The sequence below is a fragment of the Bacillus infantis genome, assembly GCF_020171945.1.
GTDB classification, from domain to species: Bacteria; Bacillota; Bacilli; order Bacillales; family Cytobacillaceae; genus Bacillus_AB; species Bacillus_AB infantis_A.
Genome location: NZ_JAIVAP010000001.1, coordinates 582,637 through 607,152, shown reverse-complemented (window position 1 = coordinate 607,152; position 24,516 = coordinate 582,637). Strand labels below are relative to the sequence as shown.

The following is a 24,516-nucleotide window of genomic DNA, read 5'->3' as shown; positions in this document are numbered from 1 at the left end:
GTTGATCTGAATACAAAGGAGCATAATCAATGTATATAGAAACAGAACGGCTGATCATCAGGGATTTTCATGAGGAAGACTGGCGTGAACTTTATACGTATACCTCTGATGCAAAAGTCATGGAGTATATTCCGGAAGGTGTTTTCGATGAAGAAGCTGCCATGAAGTTTGTGAAGGAAAACATAACTGAAGCGAGAAATTATCCAGTCATTATGAAAGAAAACAGCCAGCTTGCCGGCCATATCGTTTTTCACCCCTATTTTGGAACACATACATATGAGATCGGCTGGGTGATGAACCCTCATTTTCATAACAGGGGCATAGCATCTGAAGCAGCATATGCTGTTTTGAAGCATGGGTTCGAGCAAATGAATCTTCACAGGATCATTGCTACCTGCCAGCCGGAAAATATCGCATCCTTTAAGGTTATGGAAAAAATCGGGATGAGAAGAGAAGGGTTTTTCAAGAAATGCATTCCGCATGGTGACGGATGGTGGGATGAATTCTATTATGCGATTCTTGGTGAAGAATGGATGCTAAACCATAATGCCTCAGTAATGGGGGTTGACTGAATGCCTTCAAGAATCAGATACCCATTTGTTTATTTCTGCGCTGAGCCGAATATTGTTTTCGTCTACAAAATAAATGGAACTGAATTGCTGGATTTCAATGGTTTAGGTGAACTGGAGAAACAGACTTATGAGATGCCATCCGGAGAGAATTTCTCCGATTTCAATCATGAAAATCATCAGCCTCTGGAAGGCCGCGGTTATTTCATGAGTCTTGAAAACCACTATAAAATGCTCAAAATAATCAACAGGGCGATTCAGCAGCATAAACATGAAACAGAGAGCAGGAGAAGATACTCATATTCCGCTGTCCATATTGCACCATCAGAATCCGCTGCCGGCAGCATCAGGGTTATGCTGCCCCATCCCGGGAAAGTGATCGGCCAGATCGAGCATCTTAGCATTGGGCCTCTATGGAAACTGGATACTGAAGAGGGAAAAAAACAGCGTGCTGACTGGATGTTTGACCATATCAATTATCCGTTGGACGATTTCGAACTTGACCAGAAAAATGACAACATGCTTCTGGAAATAGCTCATATTCCTGAGAAGCTGCCCATTTACATATGGGCAGGCGAAAATGCGGACGAGCAGGCAAATCTCCGCTATATGATGACTCTGCTAAAGGACATGAATAATGACATAATCGTCATCAATTCCACGGGCCTCTTTTCTGAAATGGGCTTGAAGAATAATGGACCTGCCCGTTATACAAGCCAAATGGAGACCGGCAATTTGTCGCTTATTTTTAAGAGGGGCAAAGAAAACACCCCTCTGAGCGAAAAAGAGCGTATGAAGATGCTGAGTGAGTGGGAAAAACTTACCCGCACTCAATCTGTTTTGCGCATTTGGGAAAATGGAAGCATTGTCTCCGTTCGAGAGGACCATTTAGACAGATTAATCGTGGAAACGATAAAAGAAATAGAAGCTGACAGTGATGATGGCTTTGTCAAAGCGGGTCACCTAATTGGAGCCATAGCAGAAATAGACTTGCCGGACACAGATTTATTTTACCTGGAGTACCGGATAAGGGAGCTGACTTACACAGGTACCCTCGAATTGAGGGGTATCCCAAAATCGATGCGCCATTACCGGGTTAAGCTGCGTCAAAGGTAACACATCTTATGTGAATTTCAGCAAGCTGATGCCATAGGCAGAAGCGACTGCAAATATGACAGTCCATACAGCAAGGCTGACTGTCATCCATGCAAGCACCCGGGAACGGGAGGCTCCGAAGGAAAAAGCCGCAATGGCTGCAATATCCGTCCCGACTAGGATCGGAGCAAGAAGGGCTAGCCCCGGGATTCCGTATTTCTCCCAAATCTGCCGGGAGCGCTTATCTCTTTTCGTAGGGCCGGCCGCTCCTTTTTTCGCTCTTCTTGTGTTCCTCCACTTAAAGAACTGCTCAAAAAAGAAGGCTAGCAAAAGAAGCAGAAGCAGGCTGCCGGCAAATGCCGCCACACCTGTCCAAAACGGCGGGAGACCCCAAACAACTCCAAGCGGCACAACGATGGACACATCCATCCAGGGTGCAGCTGCAAGTATGAAAATAATAACATATTGCCAGAACACGCTGGCAGATTGAGCCCATTCAAGCATTCATTTTTTCTCCTTCCATATAAAATTAAAACCATTTATTTCCATTATAATACCGGCAGGTTAATATAGGGTAAGCTGATGTTTAAAAATCGGTTAAAAATCAGATCAGCTTGCTCCCGGGTTAAAACTGGGAGTTATGAGCATGTTTATGGCATTCCTGATGGAAAATTGTTCCTGTTGTGTTACTCCAATGACCTCAATCTGATAAAATAGGAACATACTTTTTTACAGGAGAGAAGATATGCAGAAAATACTGCTTGTTGAAGATGATATAAAAATAGCAGAGCTGCTGCAGGCGCACCTCATCAAGTACGGCTATGAAGCGGTCGTATGCACAGAGTTCGGCCAGGTAGTCAAAAACTTTGAAAGAGAGCAGCCCGCTATGGTGCTGATGGATATCAATCTACCGAGTTTTGACGGATTTTATTGGACCCGCCAGCTCAGGCAGCTGACCACCTGCCCGATCATTTTCATCTCAGCCCGTGCTGGTGAGATGGACCAGATCATGGCATTAGAGCATGGAGGGGATGATTACATAACGAAGCCATTTCATTACGAGGTGGTCCTGGCCAAAATCAGGAGCCATTTGAGGAGAGCTTATGGAGAGTATGCTCCCAAGCTGGAAGAGCGAATCGTGGAAGCGGAGGGGCTTATGCTCTATCCGGAAAGGCTCTTGCTTATGTATGGAGATAAGCAGGCTCAGGTCACAAAGAATGAATGCGCCGTGCTTGAAATCCTTTTGAAGAGATATCCCCGCATTGCCAGCAGGGAAGCTCTGCTGGAAAAGCTGTGGGATGATCAGGCCTATGTGGATGAAAATACGCTGAATGTCAATATGAACAGGGTCAGGAAAAAGCTCCGGGAGCTTTCCATCACAGAAGCTGTCGAGACAGTAAGGGGAGCGGGCTATCAGCTCCATAATACCTGGAAAAGGGGCGAGTGAGGTGAAGCTCTTTTTCAAGGATCATCTTGGCATCATATTTCTTCATGCAGTCATGCTTTTCTCCGTGCTTATCATTTACCGGCTGGCCGGATTCCATGATTTTAAGGTGAGTCTGTATACTGTATTTTTTGGCCTTTTCCTGCTGTCAGGTTATCTGTTCTTCCGTTATATGGGTATGAGGAAATATTATGCCCGGCTTACTGATCCTCTTGCGACACTCGATGAATCCATTTCAGCAACAGGCTTTTATCCGATGGCCGAAGCCCTTGACCAGCTATTGCTGATTCAATACCAGCATTATGAGAACAAGCTTGCGCAATGGGAGAAAGATAAAAATGAACATCTCATCTTCATGAACCAGTGGGTCCATCAAATGAAAACGCCTCTTTCCGTTATCGAGCTGCTCCTGCAGGATGAAGACGAGATAAGCCGCGAAAGCATCAGGGAAGAAATAGACAGAATCCAAAAGGGGCTGGACACAGTGCTGTACAGTGCAAGGCTTAAGGCTTTCGAACAGGACTTTCAAGCAGAGCCAGTGGGACTGAAGGAGCTTGCTGCAAGACTAGTGCAGGAAAACAAGCGCTTATTCATCCGGAATGAAGTCTACCCGGACATATATGCAGAATCGGAGCTTATTGTACACTCTGACAGGAAATGGCTTGATTTTGCCGTCTCCCAAATTCTAATCAATAGCATTAAATATTCAAAGGGTACACATCAGAAGGTGACCATTTCATGCCGAAAGGAAGGTGAAACTGTCATTTTGGAAGTGAGGGATCGCGGTCCGGGAATACCTGCGGGTGATATAGAGCGCGTATGCCAGCCATTTTTTACGGGAGAAAATGGGCGCCGCTTTCCGGAATCAACGGGAATGGGGCTGTATCTTGTTTCAGAGATCAGCCGTAAGCTTCATTTCCAATTGGAGCTGGAATCCGAGGTAGGAAAAGGGACTGCTGTTCGCTTAAAATTCAATGAGCCGAACAGCATCTTACAAAATTGTAAGGCAACTGAAAGGAACTTCGATAGCTGAAGCATTCTGTTCTCCTTTAACATAAAAGCAACAGAAGAAAGAGAGGAGAAGCTATATGAATAATATGCTTCAGATAAAACGGCTGAGCAAAGTTTATGCAGGCAAGGTATCTTACCGGGCGTTATCAGAACTCAGCCTTGAAATCAGCAAAGGGGAGTTCACCGGTATTATGGGCCCGTCAGGCAGCGGGAAGACTACGCTGCTGAATATGATATCCACGATTGATTCCCCTACTTCGGGCGAAATACTGATAGAAGGAAAAAATCCGAATATGCTGAAGAAAAATGATTTAGCAAAATTCCGCAGGAGGGAGCTTGGTTTTGTGTTTCAGGATTTTAACCTGCTGGAGACACTGACTGTAAAAGAAAACATTTTGCTCCCCTTAACTTTGGATGGGGTCCGCCTGAAAGTAATGGAAGAGAAAGCAGAAAAGGTGGCCGGCAAGCTTGGCATTAGTCCGATCATGAATAAAAGGACGTATGAAATTTCGGGCGGTCAGGCTCAAAGGGCCGCGATTGCAAGGGCAATCATTCATACACCGAAGCTGCTGCTTGCGGATGAACCGACCGGGAATCTGGACTCAAAGGCTTCACGCGATGTAATGGAGACAATGTCGGACATAAATAAAGCTGACGGAACGACCATGCTGCTTGTCACGCATGACCCACTGGCTGCCAGTTATTGTGACCGGGTCGTCTTTATCAAGGACGGCAGACTATACAATGAAATCAGGCAGGGAGACAGCCGGCAGGCATTTTTCCAAAAAATCATCGATATGCTTTCAATCCTGGGAGGGAATGCACATGACCTTTCGTCAATTCGCGTTTAAAAATGTGCACCGCAACAAGCGGCTGTATGCTGCTTATCTGCTGAGCAGCGCCTTTTCTGTAATGGTGTTTTTCGTGTATGCTGTCTTTGCTTTTCATCCCGGCTTGAAAACAGAAGGCATTGGCAGCCATGTCTCGGTTGGGCTGCATTTCGCGGAAGGCGTCATTTATGTGTTTTCCTTCTTTTTTGTCTTATTCAGCATGAGCGCTTTCCTGAAATCAAGAAAAAAGGAGCTGGGATTGCTCGTTATGCATGGAATGACAAGCATGCAGCTCAGAAAAATGATCTTTCTGGAAAATATCATGATCGGCCTGATCTCGATTTTAATAGGAATCGGGACTGGCCTTGTCCTTGCGAAGGCCATCCTGCTTGCGGCAGAAAATGTTCTTGGACTAAAAGAGGCTTTGCCGTTTTATATGCCCTTTGAAGCACTGGGCCTGACTGCAGGTGCATTCGTCCTGCTGTTTGTCTTTATCTCGATTTTCACGGTTTCCATATTCAGAGGAAATCAGCTGGCAGCGTTCATTAAAGGAAGTGCCGCTCCAAAGCCTGAGCCCAGAGCCTCACGCCTGCTTGCCCTGCTGTCTGCAGTCCTTCTCGGGGCGGGATATTTGACAGCGCTTAAGGTAGAGGGTGTCTATGTGAGCGTTGCATTAGTGCCGGTCAGCACCGTTGTCATAATCGGCACCTATTTTCTCTTTACACAGCTAAGCGTATATATCATCGGCCGATTGAAGAAGAATCATTCTTTCCTCTTCAGAAGAACGAATCTGCTTCTTTTCTCTGACCTTGCCTACCGGATGAAGGATAATGCCAGAACCTTCTTCATTGTTTCCATCGTATCAACTGTGGCATTCTCGGCCATTGGCTCGCTGGTCGGTTTCAGGACAGTCATGACCAAGGCGGTTCAAGAGGAGAATCCGTTTGCTTTTGATTACAGCAGCTATGCAGGAAATAAGGAGGAAGCAGCTCAAGTCGGTCTAATCCGGACAAAGCTGCAGGAAGAGGGGATCTCCTACCGTGAATTTAGGGCTGTCGGGCTTTACCAGACAGTCGGCGACAGGCGGGCGATGTTTGTCAAAAGCTCTGAATATAATCCGATAGCCAGAGCGGCAGGCGGCGATGCAGCAGTCCCTGTGGGAGACGAAGCAATAAAAATAGTGCCTATGAAAACACCTGCTGAAAAAGGAAAACAAACAAACCTCACCCTTGTAGAAAGCGGAGAATCTATTTCCGCAGCAGGAAATACACAATCGTATGCATTTCCTGCTTATGAGAGCTTTTATGTTGTTTCAGACAATAAGTTTGCTGCTCTGCAGGATTCTGCCAACGAACAGCATTTTTATATGTTTGATGTGAAAGATTGGAAAAGTACCTCGGATATTGGGGAAGAACTGGCGGAAGAGCTTCCGATCAGCAGACTGGGAAAGGAATACAGCTTTTTCCCGCTTGCTCATGAATTGGATAAGATCGTCCAATGGTATGGCGCCATCCTATTTGTCGGCCTATTTATCGGCGCTGTGTTTTTTGTAGCGGCCGGGAGCTTCCTTTACTTCAGGCTCTTTAGCGATCTTGATGAGGATAAGAAGAAATTTTCCCGCATTGCAAAAATTGGGCTGACGGATGCTGAACTGTCAAAGGTGGTTTCAGTGCAGATTGGACTCCTGTTTTTTGTACCGGTATGCGTTGCCGCTGTCCATGGTGCTGTCGCCCTTACCAGCTTGCAGAATATGTTCGGCACCTCGCTCTTCAAGGAATCTGCGCTTGTGCTGGGAAGCTTTTTACTGATTCAGCTAGTCTACTATGCATTCATACGTTCGGCGTATTTGAAAAATATTAAGAGGGCGCTCAGGTAAAAGGAAGCAGGATCTGGAATCAGGTCCTGCTTTGCTTCGCCTGCTGTGAAACCGATTAGTTGACTGTAGGTGCCTGTCTGCCTGTAGAATGAATAGGTGAACTTAGAGTTTATGAAAACAAGGGGAGATGCTGATATGAACCGCTATACCTATATATTGCTGGTCCTTTTGACTACTTCCCTAATGGGTTCGTCCTTCGCAATCGGGAAGATCGGGCTCGATTATATCTCTCCCCTAATGCTGACAGGGCTGCGCTTTACCATTGCCGGGGTGCTGATGGCAGCCATTGTTCACCGGTTGCCGCGTCCAGGCACAATGACAGACTGGCTGAAAGTGTTCTTAATCGGCCTGTTTCAGACAGCAGGAGTGATGGGCTGCATTTTTCTCAGTTTAAGGACCATCACCGCGGGCGAATCGTCCATTCTTACCTTCAGTAATCCGTTGATTGTAGTAGTTCTTGGCACGCTCCTCTTCGGCCTAAAATATACAAAGATCCAATGGATTGGCGTCATTGCTGGATTTCTTGGTGTAATACTGACACTAGGCTTTCAATTCCAGCTGGAATCAGGCACTCTCCTTGGTCTCGGGGCAGCTTTTTCATGGGCAATCGCTACATTGCTTATTAAAAGGTGGGGAGGGCAATTCAACACCTGGGTTTTGACTGCTTATCAGCTTCTATTCGGAGGAATTGTCCTGCTGCTTATGAGCTTGACGGCGGAAAAGATTGAGCTGCACATCACGCAGCTTTCGATCTTTATTGTCTTATGGCTCGCTGTAATGGCGTCTATTGTCCAATTCGCTGTCTGGTTTTATTTATTGAGCAAAGGAGATCCAGGGAAAACGAGCGCATTCCTTTTCCTTGCCCCATTTTTTGGCGTTCTGTCTGGATGGCTGCTTCTGGGGGAAGCTGTCCATTGGTATGTAATAGCAGGGGGAGCACTTATTTTTCTCGGAATTTTTCTTGTCAACTGGACATTCAAAAAGAGCAGAGCCTAATAAAGAGAGCCGCACCTCAGAAGGGCGGCTCTTCGCTATTCTCGGCGGATTACTCTTTGCTGCCGCCGTTTTCTTCCCAATAGATATCTGCAAAAGCTTCAGACAAAGCATCAACTGTCCTGTGGAGCTCCTCCAGATTATTGTCGACTCCGCCAAGCTCAATCAGAATGGCTCTGTTTGAGATATCCTGGTTATATACCCCGTTTCCTTCAAGCTTTGTCTTCAAGAATACCCCGCGGCTGAGGCCCGGATATTTTTCCTCAACCTTCGCATTCAGTTTTTTTGTGTATTCCAGATTGGCCTGGTAGTTTTTATTTTCCTTGCCGACGATGAAATATAGGCGTGCATATGTTTTGCCGTTTATCGTCGCAGTCGTTTTATCCTTTCTGGCAGAATCCCGGTGGATGTCTATGAAATATTTTAAATTCGGATTTGCTTCTGCAGAAGCGTGGACGACTTCATTGGATACTTTATAGGAAGAAGAGTACGTCCACTCTCTCTTGAGCAATTCCTTATTAATATTGGTTTTGTCCTGGGATGCCCCAATCCCTTTTTGCAGCAGTGATTCTGAAAGCCTGCTGCCCAGGCCGACCACATTGGCCCGTTCATCTGAAGTTACGGCTTTATTGGCGTCTTTTGTATTTTTAAGCAGCGGGAGGAAAGCCTCCATATTATGTGAATGATATATCAGCACATCCGTTTTATCGGGCTTTTTGGCCGGTTGTGCCGGCTTGTCCGCAACAGGCTGCTGCAGCTTTTCTTCTGCAACTTCACGCTCATTCATGAGCACTTCTGCGGGAGGTGCTGATTCGAATGGAAGTGTGGAAAGATCGGTTCCTTCACCGGCAACCACAATTTCTGTATCAAAATAAACTAGGCCGGGGAGCTCAGTTCCGAGGAAGGTACGGGCATCCGTAGGCTTAACATTTGTGGCAAGGGAAAATAAAGCATCTGTAACATTTTCGAATGTGAAAGGGTCGCTGTCAGGAGCGAAGGAATGATTGGCCGAGCTGATAAAATAAGTCAGGAGTTCATTGATTTCAATATTTCTCATTACGCGTTCCAGTGACTTTGAGCTGAATTGAGTGTAGATAATGATAGAAAAGAGGAAAACGGCGGCAGCGATTAGTAGATAGATGAGATCTTTGTAATGTTTTATGTTTACTGTTACAACTTTTATCATGAAATTCACCTCAATTCACCATATGCTCATTTATACAAGAGTATGCGAATTGAGAGGACAATGATTTGTAAAGTTCCTGCTGGGAAAGGGAACTGCAGAATATGGATGGCTATCAGAAAGGCACATGAATAACCTGCAGCTTAAAGGGAGATTTTATAAGAAAAAGAGGCAGAAGCCTGCTGATTGAAAAGTAGGGAAAAGAGATGGCCGGACTTATTATTTCAATAATTATTTTTAATATTGCAGCTGTAAAGTTCGGCAAAGCCCTGTCTGGCAATCAGAAGCTGCATATATGGACATTTACGATCGCGTTTCAGCAGACCTTTGATGTCATCATAGAATTCAAACTGCATGGATACTGGTATTTCAGCATGGATCCGGATTTTGGGGGACTGCTGGCACACACGCTGCTGCTTCCTCCTGTGAATATCCTCTTTCTCAGCCGCTATCCCTTTGGCTCTGATAGACATACGAGGATATTTTATGTCGTTTTCTGGGTGATTGCCATCCTTCTTTACGAATATTTTACTTTGCTCCCTGAACCGTGGGGATATTTTCATTACGGGTGGTGGAAGCTGTGGCATGCAGCCATTGCTGATCCGATTTTGTTCTTCTTATTGATTCAATATTATCGATGGATATGTAAACTGGAAGGTGCATGATTGTTTGTGCCATAAAAGAGGTGCTTATATGAAACCGCAAAGACTGCTTTTGGCTGTTATGATGCTTCTTTCCTGGGCTGCCATTCCAATGATTGGGAAAAGGTCCTTTAAAAGATTTCTTCCGGCATCCATATTCATCTGTACTGTTGCAGCCATAATGAATATACCAGCTGCAAAACTCAAGTGGTGGGTATTCCATTCCAGTATCCATCCTAAAATACGGGGAGATGTCCCGTTTGTTATCGGACCCTATTTCGTTATGTCCTTTCTCGTATTGAAGCTTATGTACGGGAAGTTTGGTTTATTTATAATCGTCAATTTTGTCCTGCATATCTTATATGCATTCCCCGGCGTCCGGTTTTTAGAGTGGACAAGAATCGCTTCACTCAAGAAAATGACCAGGCAGGAATTCATCCTCCTGCAGCAGCTCAGGGCAGTCCTTTTATATGGTTTCCAAGTGCTTTATGAAAAGCTGCGGAGGCCGGGGCCCGAAAACAATGGACAAGACTGAGCCCCGCTCTTAGAGAGCGGGGCCTGCTGACAGCTAATCATTGCTGCGCTGATGTTCAACCCACCAGTCTATATGATCCAGATCAAAAACGATCATGCTGCCAAAAGGTCTTTGATGGGGGAGCTTCCGTTTTTGAATGAGATCCAGAATGGCCTCCTCAGACAGCGGATATTCTTTCATATCCAGATAAGCTATCAGATCTTTTATGCTGTAAGCCTTCCTCAAATATTAATCACCTCCCGCCAATCCTCCTTTATAGAAAGGAAGTCTGGCGAAAAGCACTTAATAGTTGAGAACCTTAAAACACTTTTACCCCGGCAAATTTATCTCTAATCTTTTCTTCAATAAAAAACTTCCTATTGAAAAGAAATCATTCCTGACCGAAATATTTGCCATCCCAGTGAAAAGAAACCAATGGATTGTAATAGCCGATAGATATCATTTTGCGGTTTGCCAGGAACCTGCTTCATATAAGTGAGCGGCACATTCTGTACTGGAATATTTCAGAAAAGAAGCTGTATCCTGGAAGGGAAACTATAATAATTCTTTAAGAAAAATGGGCTTGCCCCAGTGAAACAGTTCTTTTCTCCTCCCGTCTAATATGTTGTAAAGATGTAAATACAACAAGATTGACATAGGGGGAATTACAGTTGAAAAAAGCAAAAAAACTGGCAGCTTCAGCGCTTGTCGCATTGAGCATCCTAACTTTCAGCCAGGGGCAAGCATCTGCTGAAGAATATCATACAATCAAAAAAGGGGATACTCTCTATAGTATTGCAAAGCAATACGGCAGTACAGTCGGCCAGCTAAAGCATATCAATAAATTAAAGAGCGATAGGATCTATGCAGGCAGCAAACTGGAGGTCCCGGGAACGATTACGGTAAAAAAAGGAGACACACTGTGGGGGATCGGCCAAAAATACGCTCTCAGCGTCACTGAACTCAAAAAAATAAACGGGCTGAAGAGTGACCTGATTGTAATCGGACAAAAGCTGTCAGTCAATAAAGGGATTGCTGCTTCATATGATGCTGATAAGGTGAAAGTGTCCGTTTCCGTAAAGAAAGGTTATACATTCCATGCAGAAGAGCCGCGCCGCTTCCTTTTGGAATATGGGAAGAATGCCCGGTATTTTGCCAGGGTGGAAGTTCTTGACGGCAATTCAGTAATGGATGAAGTAAAAAGAAACTCTCTGGATTATCTCAGGACGATCGGCAAGCCTGAAGAGATGAAATCTGTCCTGCTTCCATTTTATAGAGACAGCATGATGGTTCTGCACGCACATAACAGAACTGATCAAGCAAACATTATTGTCAGAAAAGTAGAAGGTAAGCTGCTTCGGATCACAATTCATTATGTGAACCAGGAGGAATCAGAAGAGGTTTATGAGACGATGATCTCGATTCTCGGAAGCATGAAAGCAAACTGAAAATGAAGGAGGGAGGGGATCCTGCGGTCCTCTCCCTTGCCATTCACAACGATTATTTCCAAACCTCTTCTGCGATGCAGACAACATGCCTGAGTTTTTCCCATTGCAGCTGTTCTGTCAGGAAATTGCCTTCCTCAGTGGAAGCAAAGCCGCATTGAGGATCTAATACTCTGCATGAAAGAAAAGGGAGGTGCAAGGAAGAAAATAGAGAGCTAGTGCAAGCTCTCTATCTGTACATGTTTATAGGGTGTTGTGCTTTATTTTGAAAACAGCTTCAGCAGCGGATGCTTATTTTTGTCCTTCACCTTGATTTCCTCCATCACTATCCGATCCTGATGCTCAGAAATCCATTCTTCCATTTCTTTTTTATCTTTGCATTGTGTGTAGTAGGTTTCTCCGCCTTTTCCAACTGCATTAATGACATATCGGCAAGTGTTTCCCATAAATCCTCCCGTTGCTGTGGTGTTTAAAAGGTATTATGCATGCATTCCATCATCGTTTCTTCTACTCTCTGATACTCTTGTTTTTTACAAAATCAGAGGAAGCGAAACCCAAATTTCAAGTCATGATTTCCAATAATGAATCCTGTTCTGCCTTATCTTACTCACGAACTTAATGGCTGTCAACGGAAAATAAAAAAGAATTTAAAAAAGAAATAAACTGGTTGAAAACATGATGATGTCTTTGTAGAATAGAAGATTCACTCATTTTTTTGCCTATTGCTGAAGGCCAGATATAAAAAGGACTATGCAGAAATTTGCTTATGAGGAAAGTTGGAAGTAAAATTATTTCAACACCTAAAAAATGAATTCGGCTCAATCTCATACTGTGAACGGAGGAACCAATTACCAGGGGCTAATTCTGCAGAATGCAGGAGGGATGATAACGATCTTTCGCCATCCTGCCCGTCAGCTAACTTCGTCGGCTAAAGCGAGTGAGGTCACAGGAGACCGCCTAATCAGCAGCACCCCCAGCTTTCAAATCTGCTGAAGCTGCCCGCAGCCAGGATAGGTCTTTTTGTGCTGTATATATTCTGCGTACGTTTTAGGGCTGCTGTTTGAAGGGAAGAAAGGGAATGGGACTGTTTATGCATTACCATTTGCCAGAGACAGTTTTGTGCAGACGAAACCGGAGTGAACAATTAAGCAGGAATAATGCTTCAGGTTTTCAGTGTTATATAAGAAGGAGAATCAGCTGTAATGAATATCGCGTTTTTTTTATTGCCTAAAAATGAACTGGTTTTTGTCTACGATCATTGGACAATGAGACAAGCCATGGAAAAAATGGAGTATCACCGTTATACAACCTTCCCGATATTGAATAAGGAAGGAAAATATGTAGGTTCTCTGTCAGAAGGGGATTTGTTATGGAAGCTCAAAAGCATGGGCAGGGTAGACTTTAATGAGATCCAGGAAGTCATGCTGAAGGAGGTGCCGCTTCACAGGTCATATGAGCCGGTGCTCGTGAGCAGTGAGATGGAAGAAATCATTAATTCATCACTAAATCAGAATTTTGTCCCTGTTACTGACGACAGCGGCGTCTTCATAGGGTTGATCCGCAGAAGAGAAATTATCGATTATCTGGCAGGCAGCTATAAAGAACGAAACTTGTCAGTTCCTGGGGAGCAGAGCAAGACAACATAAAGCTGAGCAGCCACTTTAATACAGCCAAAAAGTCCATACAATTTGGTATGGACTTTTTGGCGCCGCAAGGATTTGGGGAGGTTTTGAGTCGGGATTGCTTTGTTCTTTTGGAAAATGGCATTAATTTAAGCATTCTTTGAGGAAGTGTCATTAAAATGAAGGGGGAGCATTCCATCTTGAAGGCGGTTCACCCGGCTTTTAAAGAGAGCATCCCAAAATTCCGGATAATCATCCGGATTCATTCGTAATCATGCCGGATTCGCCAATAATCTTGCCTGCATAGGCAATAATCATACTGAACCTCCAATAATCATGCCGGTTTCCGCATTAACCAATCATAATCCCATATATTTACAAAAATTCATACAATCTGCGAAGGATAGCTGCCTATGAAACAGCAAGAATCTTGGCGTACCTGCTTCCTATACACTAAATAGCTTTTGTGCTCTTGATAATGATTGTTGTAGGAAGATATTGTGCTTTTTCATAAGAATACCAGCGGTTGCTGTGCCTTTTCCTGTCTTCCTCCGATAAGCGTGCTTCTTCTATAACTCTCTCGACTCTAAAGCCCTGGCTGACCAGGGCATTGATATAGGAGCCTACTTTGTACTGCTGCATGAAAGCAGGCGTATTCCATCCCTCATGGTTATAAACCCTTCCTCATGATAAGGCTTATCGATAATAATGGAGGAATCCTGGCTCCTGATTCTGCTGAAAAATGGATGTTCCCAGCTGAAAACGAAAGTGCCCCCTGGCTTTAAATATCTGTGGATATTAGCCAGTGTTTCCTCAAGGCTCGTGGTCCAGCCGAGAGCATAGATGGAATAGACAATATCAAAGTAATTAATAGGGAGCCCGGGATCATTCTCCATAGGAGATTCAAACAGCCTTACAGGCGCTTCAGCCGCGGCGAGCACATTCTGTGCCGTATGTATCTGCTTTGGAGACAAATCGATGCCCCATAGCTCAGCCGCACTCCGTCCGTCCATATAGAGGAGGGAATGCCCGCTGCCGCAGCCGATATCCAGCACCCTTTTCCCGGAAGGGTCGCCCAGCAATTGCAAGTCATCTTCCACAGGGGCCAGGGGACCGTACTCAGGCAGCGGATTCCGGCCGAAAAAGCGCTCTGCTGAAAGGTTCCAGCTTGCTTTGTTTTTCTGTAAAATTTCTGTTTTCATTACAATCATCCTTTTATTAGTTTAAAAAAGCTCCTGGTATCATCTTTCTGTAAGTCTACTGAATATTCTATATCTATCAAGGGTTTTCCTTTATCCTACAAAAAGGATTTACAGGTGTGTCATTGATTTCTTATCAATTATTATGTATTCCATCTGATACTTGCAGTGTGGATTACTTGGGGAATATGAAAGCGGGGGGGCAGCATGATAGGAAGGGCTGAGATATATGGTGCACCATTAAAATAATAATGCTACATTGCGCCTGGGTTCAAAGAGAAGGAGTAGTGCAGCTGATAGGGCTTGCTTTATGAAACGGTATATTTTACATTACTTGGGGCCGTGCACTGATTCCTCTTTTCCTTAGATTGGTGAACTCTACAAAAGATAAATAAGCGGAGGTTTTCCCGTTAAATACAGAATGTAGTTTGTTTTGAGGTAAATAAGGGGAGATTTTCCGGTTAGGCAAAGCAAATTATCATAATTTCACATTTTTTGATTCAATAAGCAGAATTTCTCCCTCTATTCGGACTATTTTTTATAAAAATTACTAATTAAGCGGAATTCTTCCGTCTATATACAGACAGGGTCCTTAACCTGATCGCCTAACCGAAAAGAACGTTTTGAGTTCCGGATGATGGAATCAGCAATATTTTCAGACTAGTGTGAAAGTACTTTATTAGCTTCTTGTCACATAGCTATAAATAATTTTCGACTCCTGTTGGAGAATGTCTTCTCTTTTCGAATTACTAGCCGAAGCACTTTCTTTTCGAGAAAAGACACAAAACAGAAACAGCCCCGGCAGTGTTTCCTTTGAGGCTCAGGGCTGAATCAATGGGGAATATCGAATAAATACCAGGGAGAACGTCTTTGTTCTCCCTTTCCATGCTTCTAGCAGTCCTTCCCTTTAGACAGGTGCAGGGGAGGAGGGATCAGCCATCCTTTTTCTTTATTCAGGCGCAGAACCTTGGCGCCAAGCTGAGCTTTTTGTGTGTGGAACTGCCCATACATCATGGCTACATCTTCACGGATCGACATACCTATAACCTGGCTGCAGGCAACAAGCCCTGCGGCAATGTCAGCTGAGAGTGTTCCCGCTATTTCCATATCGGAAACCCTTGCGCCAACGGGGATGTCATCCAGGCACGCATCCGGCCGTTCAGGCAGTGCCGGCGGAAGACCGACGCCATTTTCTTTTAGCAGTTCTTCCACCTGCCTGCGATTTTCCATGCCTAGTTCAATCGCTTCTGCAAGCAGCTTCTTAAGATCATCATCACCTGCATGGTTCATCATGGTCTGATAGCCTGCAATCATCGCATTTCCTGCAAGCTGGGAGGACCAGATACTAAATACTTCGCCATAATGCAGCGGTTCATCCTTAGGGTTGCCGCTCAAAATTCCCATCATAAACCTCCTTAAATTATCTCTCATCAGAGTGCCGCCTTTCTTTTGCACAAGCGTAGTATTGCCCATATGCCTGTAAATCATTTCATCTTTTTCAAAAGCACAAAAAAACTTGAGGCTAGATCGCCTCAAGCTTAAAGTTATATTTCTTCGCTCACTCCAGATTTAACAGAGTTTCTGCCCATGATTGGCAGGAGAATGAGAATTCCAATCGCCAGGAGTACAGCTGAAGCTTCATAAATCAGTACGATGGAAAGCTTGCTGAGCAGCCAGCCGGACATCGACATGGTAATGACGGTTGCTCCCATAAAGAGGGGATTCAGTATGCCATTGACCCTGCCGATAAAGTGTTCTTCTGTATTTTGCAGAATCATCGTATTAATGCCGATATGGATGCACGGCATAAACAGACCGGAGAAAAATTGTGCAGCAAGTGTGAGCCAGAAAGCGGTCGACAGGCCCATTCCTATGAAGCCGATTGCGCTGGCCGCCATTCCAATCGCAAGAAGCAGCTGGGGCTGTGCCTTCCTGGAAAGAGCTACTGTTCCGCCTCCCCCCAGTATCATACCGGCCCCAAATGCAGTCATCAGCCATTGCAGCTCCTCTTTTGGAAGCCCAAGCCTGTCAGTTATTAGGAAGACGCCGAGCGGCTGGGTAAGGCCGATAGCAAGTCCGGCAGCTGCAAAGCAGCCTCCGAGCAAAGTCAGTGGCTTGCTGCTCCAGACATAGCGAAAACCGTCCTTCATCTCCATGAGCAGCGGTTTTCTATCGGTTGTTTCATCCAATTCCCTGTCAGCTGGCAGCATAAGCAGAATGAGGGCAGAAAGGATGAAAGCAGCACCCATGACCGCAATGGCTGTCATGATGCCGAAGCGCTGATAGACAAAGGTTCCGATTACAGGCCCCAGGATCATGAAAAGCGCAAATACAGTCTGGTAAATAGACATTCCCATCTGAACCAATTCTGCCGGAACATGGAGTTTGAAAAGCTTCATGCCGGCAGGCTGGGAAAATTGGGACAAGATCGAGGAGATAAGAGTCGCAAAGAATATCACTTTCCAGCTCCCGAATAGCAGGGTGAGCAGCACTGCAAAAATGGATAAGGCACTTAATAAGTCGCACCATACCATGGTCCTTTTCGGCCTCCACCGGTCTGCAAATGTTCCGCCGATAAAAGAAAACAGGAAAATGGGCGTAAATTCAGCGACTGATATAAGAGACACCGCTACCGGGTTTTCATTTGTTTTTTCAATTACATAAAGAAGGATCGAGTAATTACGGACCCAGATCCCGATTTGCAGGAAAAAAACAGACAGCAGGATGGTTTTGATAACGCGATTTTGAAAGAGCGCTCCAAAGCCTGCTTTTTCAGCAAGCATATTTTCTGTCATAAATAAGCCTCCTGGCTTTTTCTGGGCAGGAGGCTCCTTGGGTGTACAGCTGGGCAGGAGTATGCTGCTTGCTGTCACAAAAGGGGTGCACTAATCCTGTCCAGAAAAGAATCGTATAAATGAATTACGAACATTTCCTAAAAAGAATTAGCTGTTCATCGCCCTTTTGTCACCCTTCCGGTAAATTAATATACATATATTACCGGAAACAACGGGGGAAGGCAAGGGGAGGCATTGAATAAAAAATCGACATATTCAGCGGGGGATATTGATTTCAAAATGAAGACAGAAAGTTTAAAATAGTCATCAAGGTGTGGATTTGAGTTTAACCCAATTTTAGAATAGAACGGGAAAGGGGACTGTCATGAAGGAAGAAAAAATTCTATTGCCAAATGGTATAAGTATGAATGTGGTTCATAGCCTTTCTGAAAAACCAGCCATTCTGTTCCTGCATTTCAGCGGAGGGACATGGCAGGCCTGGCATGGGGTCATACCGCATTTCTCTGCAGAATATAGTGTGATTGCGCCGGATATCAGAGGACATGGTAAATCAGAAAAACCTGAAAGCGGCTACCATATTGACGAAATGGCTGAAGATATTATTCTCCTTTTGAATGGATTGGGCATTGAATGCTGCCATATCATCGGAAGCTCCATGGGGGCTGAAGTGGGGCTCAGCATAGCAGCCTCCCATCCTGAAATGGTCAAATCGCTTGTTTGTGAAGGCGGATTATATGACCGCTGGGGTGAGTACAGCTTGATTGATGGAACAAAAGAAGAGGCAGACATTGAAAGGACAGAGCTCCTGGCAAGCATAATTAATGAAGAAGAACTTGTTTTCTCTTCAGCTGAAGAGTATCTTTCGTCAATGGAAAAAGAATTCAAGGAAGCGGAAATCTGGAACAGGCATGCAGAAGCGTTCAGTAGAAGCACTATGGAACAAAGAGGAAAAGGACAGTTTGCGAATCGCTTTAAAAAAAATGTCCTTGCCGGCTTTATTTCATCATGCTGGGATATCAGGCTGGAAGACTATTACCGAAAAATGAGCTGTCCTGTTCTTTTCCTGCCAAGCCAGGAGGAGTCTGAAGACAGGCTGGCGGAGAAAAGCATCAAACATTTTTCTTCCCTTCTCCGGGAATATTACAAAATTTATATCCCGAATTCACTCCATGCTTATGTTTGGCTGCAGTTTCCCTTCCAGGCGGCAGAAGCTGTCAAATCTTTTTATAAAAGCTTAAAAACAGGCAGGCTGTCCGTTTAATGGATTTGCCTGAAGCATTCAAAAAGACCATCATTAATGTACATAAAGAGAAAGGCGTAGAATGGCTTTCGAACTTTGATCAATTAATAGAAGAGTGTGAGAAACAATGGAAGCTTAAAATCGGGAAGCATTATAAGCTTTCTTATAATTTTGCCGCGCCCGTTCTCATGGCAGATGGAACAGAGGCTGTTCTTAAACTATCCGTACCGGGCGAGGAAATAAAAAATGAGGCATATGCACTGGAGCAGCTTAGGGGACCGGGAGTCGTAAAAGTATTTGAAGCTGATGTGGAAAAAGGTATTCTCCTCCTTGAAAAGGTGGCCCCCGGCTCAACACTTGCTGGAGTGGAAGATGATGATGAAGCCGCAGGAATTGCCGCAAATCTGATGAAGAACCTTTGGGTTCCTGCGCCGGAATCAACTGATCTGCCTGGGATGAAGGAGCGGCATCAAAGCCTTCAGCGGATCTTACGTGAGAATCCGGAAGGGCTGGGACCGATAACAGCTTCCATGCTGAATGAAGCAGACGCCATATTTGCTGAGAATAGAAGAAATACTACTGCCTATTTCCTTCTTCACGGAGATCTGCATCATTTTAATATCCTGGATGGCGGGAAAAATGGCTGGGTTATCATTGATCCAAAAGGGCTGATTGGAGAAAGGGAATATGATGTCATTCAATATCTTCTCAATCGGCTGCCTGAAACAGGTGAAGAATCTGTTATCTCAAGAAGGATTGACCTCTTCGCAGAGAAAGTCGGCCTGAAGAGGGATAAGCTGATCAGCTGGGGATATGCCCATTCGATCCTCTCAAATGCATGGAGCTGGGAAGAAAATGGCAGCTGTGAGCCTTCTTTTTTTAACAGTATTTTGGTATTTGATGCGCTGTTAAAAGAAAGCCGGAATGCCTGAAAGGAAACAGCTTTCCGATGCAGTTTAAAAGATGACCCTTGTAAGCAGAAATGCTACAATAGTAAAGAAAAATATCTTAAATAGAGAGGTTTCAGGGGAAGCTATGCATAGAAATAAAGATTTATATGAATTTTTAGTAGATAAAACATGGCAGCTAACAGAAGACTGGTATACTTCATTGGATAAAAGCGATCCAAAAGGAGTTTACAGCTCGACCAATCCCGATGTAATCAGGACGATAAAGCAGCAGAACCATGATTTTCATGAACATTTCTGCAAGATTTTTAAAATAGAGGAAGATGCATTCTTCCGTGAATTCGAACAGTGGATTCTATCCATTGCCCAGGATGAGGAGCACTTGAGCACGCCTGTCCATTTTATCTTAAGAGAGTTTTTCAATACGCAGGAACAGTATCTTGATTTAATGGAAGAATATGCGAAGAAAAACGATGGAAAGTATACGCAGGACCAGATCAATACTTGGAACAGACTGATCATTAAGGCCTTCAGCAAAGTGATGACCTGGTTCACGCAGGAAAACCATAAATTTTCTGAAGCCAGACTGAAGGCCAGCCAGGAAATGATCAATGAACTCAGCTCACCGGTCATTTCTCTTAATAATAATGCAGCATTGCTGCCGCTTGTTGGCGATATTGATACGGCAAGGGCCAAGTTCATCCTTGAGCATACGCTGCTCGAATGCAACGAGAAAAAGGTTAATCACCTGTTCATTGACCTGTCGGGAGTGGTCATGATTGATACTATGGTTGCACACCAGATATTCCAGCTGATAGAGACGCTTACACTGATTGGCGTGAAGAGCACTTTATCAGGCATCCGTCCTGAAATTGCCCAGACGGCAGTGCAGCTGGGAATATCATTTGATAGGATTAGTGTTACTTCCACCCTGGAAAGGGCGATCAATTCTCTAAAATAATTCTTTGATATAGGGAGCTGTCAATATGCAGCTTCCTTTTTACCCAATTATAAGTCTCAGCGTGCCTATATTTTTTTAAAAAGGCGTTTAGATCTTTTGAAAAATGGCTAAATGAATATTGGCAATGAGTCTAAATTGCATCTAAAAGCTATGGGATTTGGAACACTGCCAATATAATTAGTTGGTACCAGAATACATATAAAAACAATTATTTGTATATTCATGTTGGGGGAGCTTATGACAAGAGAACTTGCACATATAGGGGAAAGAATCAACCAGGAAAAAATGCAGATTGCCAAACAGGTTCAAACAGAGCGATTTGCTTATCTGACAGATATAGAAAGAAAAGAAATAAGCAAATATGAAACAGATATATTGAATTTAAGAGCTGCTTTTATCAGTATGTTTGGAGACAGTCTCATCAAGGCTTCGGAAGGAGAGGAAGTATCAGTAGTCTTTGAAAACTGGGGAGCCGAAACGGGAAAGAATCTATGTGTTCAAGGGGTGTCTCTGGATGAAGCGCTAATGGACACGGCTTTATACAGGAAATACATATGGAAAGCAATCAAAAAAGAGGTTCTTAAAAATGAAATCTCAGCAGACACTGTCTTTGATATAATTGAAACCATTGATCCATTGCTGGATACGGCGGTCCATGCCTTCAGCCTTGCTTATGTAAAATCATATTCTGAAACACTGAATAATTCAAAAAAAGCGTTCCTCGAGCTTTCTGTACCGGTTGTACCAATAACGGACTCTGTGGCAATATTGCCGCTGATTGGAGATATTGATACTGACAGGGCGCAGCTTTTGATGGAAGAAACACTTGAAAAGTCCAGGGAACTGGGGATTTCACACTTAATTCTTGATATATCAGGTGTAATGATCGTGGACACAATGGTGGCGAATGAGCTCTTTAAAGTAACTGATGCACTCAAGCTTCTTGGCATCAAGGTGATCTTTACCGGCATCCGTCCTGAAATAGCACAGACTATGGTTAATTTGGGACTTGAGGTGGACGGTCTTGTCTTCCTTGGCAGCCTGAAAAAGGCGCTGACGCATTTGAATAAACAGAATGTCCTATAGAATAAAAGGAGCACTGCCCAGCTGGCAGTGCTCTTCTTATTATACGGCGTCCCGATGCTAAAAAGGTGCAGTGCCGACCCCTGCTTCCCTCGGACGCCTCAAATGATACCATTCAAGGCAGAAAAAAATGATGATGAACAGATCTATCATATCTCCGCCATAATACATGAGGACAGCGCCGATCCGGGCCTGATCCATTGATACGCCTGCCGGCGGATGGGCGTATAGATATTTTGACAATATCCCATGACCTGCCAGGGCTGTGATCAGGATGGCTGCCCTCGGCACAAAGCTCTTTTTATGCGGAGAAGGCTCAATTGAGATGAATGAAGCCGTAAATAGATATCCTGCCAGAAAGACATGCAAATGGACCAGCAGGTAAAGCAGAGGCCGTTCATGCATCCTTGTAAACAAGTCGGTTGTATATAGCAGCCAAAGCCCTCCTATATTTAAGGTTGCTGCTGTTGCAGGATGAGAAATAAACCAAAAAAAACGGGACTTTAGCAACATGGCCCCCTTTCTTGCATAAGCAGCAGGCAGCATCCTCAAAAACAATGTGACAGGCGCGGAAAGGACCATCAGCAGGGGACCGAGCATACCGAGGAGCAGATGGCCCATCATGTGCACCGAAAAATGATTATGGGACCAGGAAGCTATTGGACCTGCCGCCGCTATACAGCAAAGGATGCCGGCAACCCAGAGAACCGTCCTGTATAAAGGCCAATCACGTTTCCCGAAAAATTGGGCTGCAAGGTACATGAGAAGCAGACATACAAAAAACACAATTAGGGCACCTTGGGCAGCGATTAATCCAGCACCATCCACTGCTTCGTGGTGCTGATGGCTATTGCCGTGCATCTGGTGCAGCACCTGCCTTTCGCAGCTGTTTGTTCGTCTTCAGGAAAAGAATAGTTCCCAAAAGAATGAAAAAGAGCGCAATAGCATTCCAAACCAGATCATAAGGCAATATTTCAACCTCATAACGAATTTGATGGATTCTCATCACCTTATGCTGGATGGTACCGTCATAAAAATTAAAGCCACCTGAACCCAGCATGACGCCGCTCATCCATCTCTTCCGCCACCAGGCTGCCCTCCGGCGAAGGTCTGCAAGCATAAATAAAGCTGAAACCGTAGCAAACCAGCTGAATGCATGAAAAAATCCGTCAGAAACCAGTCCTGAGGCTGTGGTGGAGAGGTCATAAAAATGGTGCCAGTGCAAAAGCTGGTGAAAAACTGCTTCATCCAAAAAAGCTGCCAGGCCGACCCCAAACAAAACACCAGAACCCAGATTCCTGCCGGCAAACTTGGCCTGATTTTGGGAAAGGCTCCTGTCCATTCTTGCCATCAGCCAACCTCCTATCCTTTAAAAAGTCCTTTTCTCACCAATCTACCCATAATAGCGCATATTTAAGCAGAGGAAATATTCTCCTTAAATCCTTGTATGGAAAGAACATCTGTTCTATAACTTAATTGATAATAAAGTTGATGGAGGAATATATGAGGCCGGAACTTACCAGCAAAATAAGCTTTTTAGAATTCAGTGAATATTATTGGCTGAAAACAGAGCTTCAGGCTTTCTGCAGGGAAGAAGGGATGAGTACGTCAGGCGGAAAGGCGGAGCTGTCGGAAAGGATTAAAATCTATCTGACGACAGGGGAGAAGAAAGTTCCAGGGAGAAAAAGAAGGGCCAAGGCTCCTGCAGCCAAAGCCCTATTAAGCCTTGATACGGTTATTTCTGAGAATCATACTTGTTCCCAGGATGTCCGTGCATTTTTTAAGAGTGTCATAGGCTCACATTTTCACTTATCTACTTATATACAAGATTATTTTAAGTACAATCCCGGAAAGACCTATAGCGATGCTGTATCAGCGTGGCATGAGGAAGAAAAACGGAAAAAAGATCCTTCCTATCAACGCGAAATTGGCCGGCAATTCGAATATAACCGGTTTATCCGTGATTATTTTGCAGATCCGAATAATCAGGGGAAAAGCAGAGATGACGCTATTGCCGCGTGGATGCATATAAAAAGCAAGCCTGGGAGCAATGAATATAAATACGAAGAATAGATTTCTTCATACGCCAGGACGGGAGGCTAGCTTTTTTTGTCCTCCTCAAGCAGCTCGATGATTCTGTCCAGCTTCTGCTCCATTCTGGATTCAGGTTTTCCAATAACCAGCCAGCGCACGAGAAAATAGACAGCAAAAACCATTCCAGCCATAATGGAAAACATAAGAATCTGAAATATAAGATCTCCACTGTTAAACATATGTATCACAACCTTTCTTTTTTTCAGTATAACATTATAATTGTATGAATATGGAAGGGAATTCGATTTACATTACATATTGGAATTTAAGAATATATTTTACTTACACAAAAACAGCGGCGATTATTGCGGCGAAAAGAGGCTAAATATACTTGAGGAATAAGAATCTATTATGTTTGATGTTCTACAGGAGCAATGGTCAACTTAAGTATACCATGTATATTCTTCAATATTCAGTCTATAATTTCTCGGCTAATTTGATAGGATGAAGATATCAGATGTTGAAGGGGGAGTTTTCTTGATTAGTTACCGAATAATGCCTGCCGCTGGATACGGCAGAAGAGTTGCTGATGTGGTGAGTATGCTAGAACATTCAAGATCTGTAACACTTAGTGAAATACAGGGGCTGGATCGATCCCGGCTCGATTTTTTGCTCGACGATGCTTCTAATTCAATTGGTGCCCTGCTGATGCATGTGGCTGCAATTGAATTTGTGCATACCATCATAACCTTCGAGCTAAGGGACTTAAATGAGGAAGAAAGATCAAAATGGGGAACTGCGCTGGAACTTGGGAGCCTTGCCAGGGAAAAGTACAGAGGCAATGATCTGGATTTTTATGTGGCCGAACTTGATGCAGTCCGGAGAAATACATTGGATAAACTGAAGGAGGCTGATGAAGACTGGCTCCTTAAGGATCTTCACTGGGAAAATGGGCTGGCATATAATCACTATTGGATGTGGTTTCATGTTATAGAGGATGAAATCAGCCATAGAGGACAGATTAAGCTGTTAAAAAGACTCGCGGACAGACAAGTATGAAAAAGGGCGGATCT

At 44.2% G+C, this 24,516-nt stretch carries 28 protein-coding genes, 1 pseudogene and 1 riboswitch; of the genes and pseudogenes, 17 read left to right on the top strand and 12 right to left on the bottom strand.

Going from position 1 to position 24,516, the window contains the following annotated elements; genetic code table 11:
* Window positions 1–29 precede the first annotated feature (29 nt).
* Together LCM00_RS03235 and LCM00_RS03230 are read left to right on the top strand one after the other, a co-directional pair.
* Complete coding sequence (locus LCM00_RS03235; RefSeq protein ID WP_224897783.1) at window positions 30–572, top strand: GNAT family N-acetyltransferase; 543 nt, start codon at window positions 30–32, stop codon at window positions 570–572.
* Window positions 573–1,685, top strand: coding sequence for a DUF1835 domain-containing protein (locus LCM00_RS03230; protein WP_224897781.1), 1,113 nt, complete (start codon window positions 573–575; stop codon window positions 1,683–1,685). It begins immediately after the preceding gene.
* Window positions 1,686–1,691: 6 nt separating this feature from the next.
* Here the strand turns inward: LCM00_RS03230 and LCM00_RS03225 are convergent, their stop codons facing one another.
* Window positions 1,692–2,168, bottom strand: a complete 477-nt coding sequence (locus LCM00_RS03225; protein ID WP_224897779.1) for a small multi-drug export protein — start codon at window positions 2,166–2,168, stop codon at window positions 1,692–1,694.
* A 241-nt stretch (window positions 2,169–2,409) separates the two neighbouring features.
* On the opposite strand from LCM00_RS03225, the gene LCM00_RS03220 reads away from it, so the two are divergent.
* The 5 genes from LCM00_RS03220 to LCM00_RS03200 all read left to right on the top strand — a co-directional run bounded on the left by LCM00_RS03220 (window position 2,410) and on the right by LCM00_RS03200 (window position 7,821).
* On the top strand, window positions 2,410–3,111 hold the full coding sequence (locus tag LCM00_RS03220) for a response regulator transcription factor (protein ID WP_224897777.1): 702 nt from the start codon (window positions 2,410–2,412) through the stop codon (window positions 3,109–3,111).
* 1 nt (window position 3,112) lies between these two features.
* Entirely contained in the window at window positions 3,113–4,141 is a 1,029-nt protein-coding gene (locus LCM00_RS03215; protein ID WP_224897775.1) for a sensor histidine kinase, read from the top strand.
* 64 nt (window positions 4,142–4,205) lie between these two features.
* Entirely contained in the window at window positions 4,206–4,970 is a 765-nt protein-coding gene (locus LCM00_RS03210; protein ID WP_318247591.1) for an ABC transporter ATP-binding protein, read from the top strand.
* On the top strand, window positions 4,945–6,825 hold the full coding sequence (locus LCM00_RS03205; protein ID WP_224897771.1) for an FtsX-like permease family protein: 1,881 nt from the start codon (window positions 4,945–4,947) through the stop codon (window positions 6,823–6,825). Before LCM00_RS03210 ends, LCM00_RS03205 begins: the two co-directional genes overlap by 26 nt.
* Before the next feature lie 135 nt (window positions 6,826–6,960).
* Window positions 6,961–7,821, top strand: a complete 861-nt coding sequence (locus tag LCM00_RS03200; protein WP_224898165.1) for a DMT family transporter — start codon at window positions 6,961–6,963, stop codon at window positions 7,819–7,821.
* A 49-nt stretch (window positions 7,822–7,870) separates the two neighbouring features.
* On the opposite strand, the gene spoIIP is transcribed toward LCM00_RS03200, so the two are convergent.
* Window positions 7,871–9,004, bottom strand: a complete 1,134-nt coding sequence (gene spoIIP / locus LCM00_RS03195; protein ID WP_224897769.1) for a stage II sporulation protein P — start codon at window positions 9,002–9,004, stop codon at window positions 7,871–7,873.
* Between the two features lie 203 nt (window positions 9,005–9,207).
* On the opposite strand from spoIIP, the gene LCM00_RS03190 reads away from it, so the two are divergent.
* Window positions 9,208–9,666 (top strand): hypothetical protein, encoded by a 459-nt coding sequence (locus tag LCM00_RS03190; RefSeq protein ID WP_224897767.1) that lies wholly within the window; start codon window positions 9,208–9,210, stop codon window positions 9,664–9,666.
* Window positions 9,667–9,694: 28 nt separating this feature from the next.
* Window positions 9,695–10,177, top strand: coding sequence for a hypothetical protein (locus LCM00_RS03185; protein WP_224897765.1), 483 nt, complete (start codon window positions 9,695–9,697; stop codon window positions 10,175–10,177).
* A 33-nt stretch (window positions 10,178–10,210) separates the two neighbouring features.
* On the opposite strand, the gene LCM00_RS03180 is transcribed toward LCM00_RS03185, so the two are convergent.
* Window positions 10,211–10,402: a hypothetical protein gene (locus LCM00_RS03180; RefSeq protein WP_101548147.1), complete on the bottom strand. Its 192-nt coding sequence runs from the start codon at window positions 10,400–10,402 to the stop codon at window positions 10,211–10,213.
* A gap of 425 nt (window positions 10,403–10,827) precedes the next feature.
* Between LCM00_RS03180 and LCM00_RS03175 the strand changes: the two genes are divergently transcribed.
* Window positions 10,828–11,604, top strand: a complete 777-nt coding sequence (locus LCM00_RS03175) for a LysM peptidoglycan-binding domain-containing protein (protein WP_224897763.1) — start codon at window positions 10,828–10,830, stop codon at window positions 11,602–11,604.
* 52 nt (window positions 11,605–11,656) lie between these two features.
* On the opposite strand, the pseudogene LCM00_RS03170 reads toward LCM00_RS03175, so the two are convergent.
* Together LCM00_RS03170 and LCM00_RS03165 are read right to left on the bottom strand one after the other, a co-directional pair.
* Window positions 11,657–11,770, bottom strand: a pseudogene (locus LCM00_RS03170) (5-methyltetrahydropteroyltriglutamate--homocysteine S-methyltransferase); the annotation flags it as partial.
* A 91-nt stretch (window positions 11,771–11,861) separates the two neighbouring features.
* A complete protein-coding gene (locus LCM00_RS03165) occupies window positions 11,862–12,047 on the bottom strand; it encodes a hypothetical protein (RefSeq protein WP_035402415.1) in 186 nt (61 codons plus the stop codon).
* 359 nt (window positions 12,048–12,406) lie between these two features.
* Window positions 12,407–12,546, top strand: a riboswitch (cyclic di-AMP (ydaO/yuaA leader).
* 257 nt (window positions 12,547–12,803) lie between these two features.
* On the opposite strand from LCM00_RS03165, the gene LCM00_RS03160 reads away from it, so the two are divergent.
* Window positions 12,804–13,247, top strand: a complete 444-nt coding sequence (locus LCM00_RS03160) for a CBS domain-containing protein (protein ID WP_224897761.1) — start codon at window positions 12,804–12,806, stop codon at window positions 13,245–13,247.
* 429 nt (window positions 13,248–13,676) lie between these two features.
* On the opposite strand, the gene LCM00_RS03155 is transcribed toward LCM00_RS03160, so the two are convergent.
* From LCM00_RS03155 to LCM00_RS03140, 4 genes are all read right to left on the bottom strand, one after another.
* Entirely contained in the window at window positions 13,677–13,865 is a 189-nt protein-coding gene (locus LCM00_RS03155; RefSeq protein ID WP_224897759.1) for a hypothetical protein, read from the bottom strand.
* Window positions 13,847–14,425: a class I SAM-dependent methyltransferase gene (locus tag LCM00_RS03150; RefSeq protein ID WP_224897757.1), complete on the bottom strand. Its 579-nt coding sequence runs from the start codon at window positions 14,423–14,425 to the stop codon at window positions 13,847–13,849. The genes LCM00_RS03155 and LCM00_RS03150 overlap by 19 nt, the downstream gene beginning before the upstream one ends.
* Window positions 14,426–15,313: 888 nt before the next feature.
* Complete coding sequence (locus LCM00_RS03145) at window positions 15,314–15,826, bottom strand: DUF3231 family protein (RefSeq protein WP_101548137.1); 513 nt, start codon at window positions 15,824–15,826, stop codon at window positions 15,314–15,316.
* A gap of 140 nt (window positions 15,827–15,966) precedes the next feature.
* Complete coding sequence (locus LCM00_RS03140; protein ID WP_224897755.1) at window positions 15,967–17,217, bottom strand: MFS transporter; 1,251 nt, start codon at window positions 17,215–17,217, stop codon at window positions 15,967–15,969.
* Between the two features lie 364 nt (window positions 17,218–17,581).
* Here LCM00_RS03140 and LCM00_RS03135 point away from each other — a divergent pair, with 364 nt between their 5' ends.
* The 4 genes from LCM00_RS03135 (at window position 17,582) to LCM00_RS03120 (ending at window position 21,412) form a co-directional block, all read left to right on the top strand.
* On the top strand, window positions 17,582–18,478 hold the full coding sequence (locus LCM00_RS03135; protein WP_224897753.1) for an alpha/beta fold hydrolase: 897 nt from the start codon (window positions 17,582–17,584) through the stop codon (window positions 18,476–18,478).
* Window positions 18,478–19,389: an aminoglycoside phosphotransferase family protein gene (locus tag LCM00_RS03130; RefSeq protein WP_224897751.1), complete on the top strand. Its 912-nt coding sequence runs from the start codon at window positions 18,478–18,480 to the stop codon at window positions 19,387–19,389. Before LCM00_RS03135 ends, LCM00_RS03130 begins: the two co-directional genes overlap by 1 nt.
* Before the next feature lie 103 nt (window positions 19,390–19,492).
* A complete protein-coding gene (locus tag LCM00_RS03125) occupies window positions 19,493–20,326 on the top strand; it encodes an STAS domain-containing protein (protein ID WP_224897749.1) in 834 nt (277 codons plus the stop codon).
* Window positions 20,327–20,563: 237 nt separating this feature from the next.
* Entirely contained in the window at window positions 20,564–21,412 is an 849-nt protein-coding gene (locus tag LCM00_RS03120) for an STAS domain-containing protein (RefSeq protein WP_224897747.1), read from the top strand.
* Window positions 21,413–21,469: 57 nt separating this feature from the next.
* Here LCM00_RS03120 and LCM00_RS03115 read toward each other — a convergent pair whose 3' ends face one another.
* Together LCM00_RS03115 and LCM00_RS03110 are read right to left on the bottom strand one after the other, a co-directional pair.
* Entirely contained in the window at window positions 21,470–22,270 is an 801-nt protein-coding gene (locus LCM00_RS03115) for a cytochrome c oxidase assembly protein (RefSeq protein ID WP_318247588.1), read from the bottom strand.
* Window positions 22,257–22,760 carry a DUF2243 domain-containing protein gene (locus tag LCM00_RS03110; RefSeq protein ID WP_404802133.1) on the bottom strand — a complete coding sequence of 168 codons (504 nt, stop codon included), beginning with the start codon at window positions 22,758–22,760 and terminating at the stop codon, window positions 22,257–22,259. The genes LCM00_RS03115 and LCM00_RS03110 overlap by 14 nt, the downstream gene beginning before the upstream one ends.
* 152 nt (window positions 22,761–22,912) lie before the next feature.
* On the opposite strand from LCM00_RS03110, the gene LCM00_RS03105 reads away from it, so the two are divergent.
* Window positions 22,913–23,482, top strand: a complete 570-nt coding sequence (locus LCM00_RS03105; RefSeq protein WP_224898160.1) for a DUF6434 domain-containing protein — start codon at window positions 22,913–22,915, stop codon at window positions 23,480–23,482.
* A gap of 26 nt (window positions 23,483–23,508) precedes the next feature.
* On the opposite strand, the gene LCM00_RS03100 is transcribed toward LCM00_RS03105, so the two are convergent.
* Window positions 23,509–23,682 carry a DUF4083 domain-containing protein gene (locus LCM00_RS03100; protein WP_224897745.1) on the bottom strand — a complete coding sequence of 58 codons (174 nt, stop codon included), beginning with the start codon at window positions 23,680–23,682 and terminating at the stop codon, window positions 23,509–23,511.
* Between the two features lie 298 nt (window positions 23,683–23,980).
* Here LCM00_RS03100 and LCM00_RS03095 point away from each other — a divergent pair, with 298 nt between their 5' ends.
* On the top strand, window positions 23,981–24,502 hold the full coding sequence (locus tag LCM00_RS03095; RefSeq protein ID WP_224897743.1) for a DinB family protein: 522 nt from the start codon (window positions 23,981–23,983) through the stop codon (window positions 24,500–24,502).
* Window positions 24,503–24,516 lie beyond the last annotated feature (14 nt).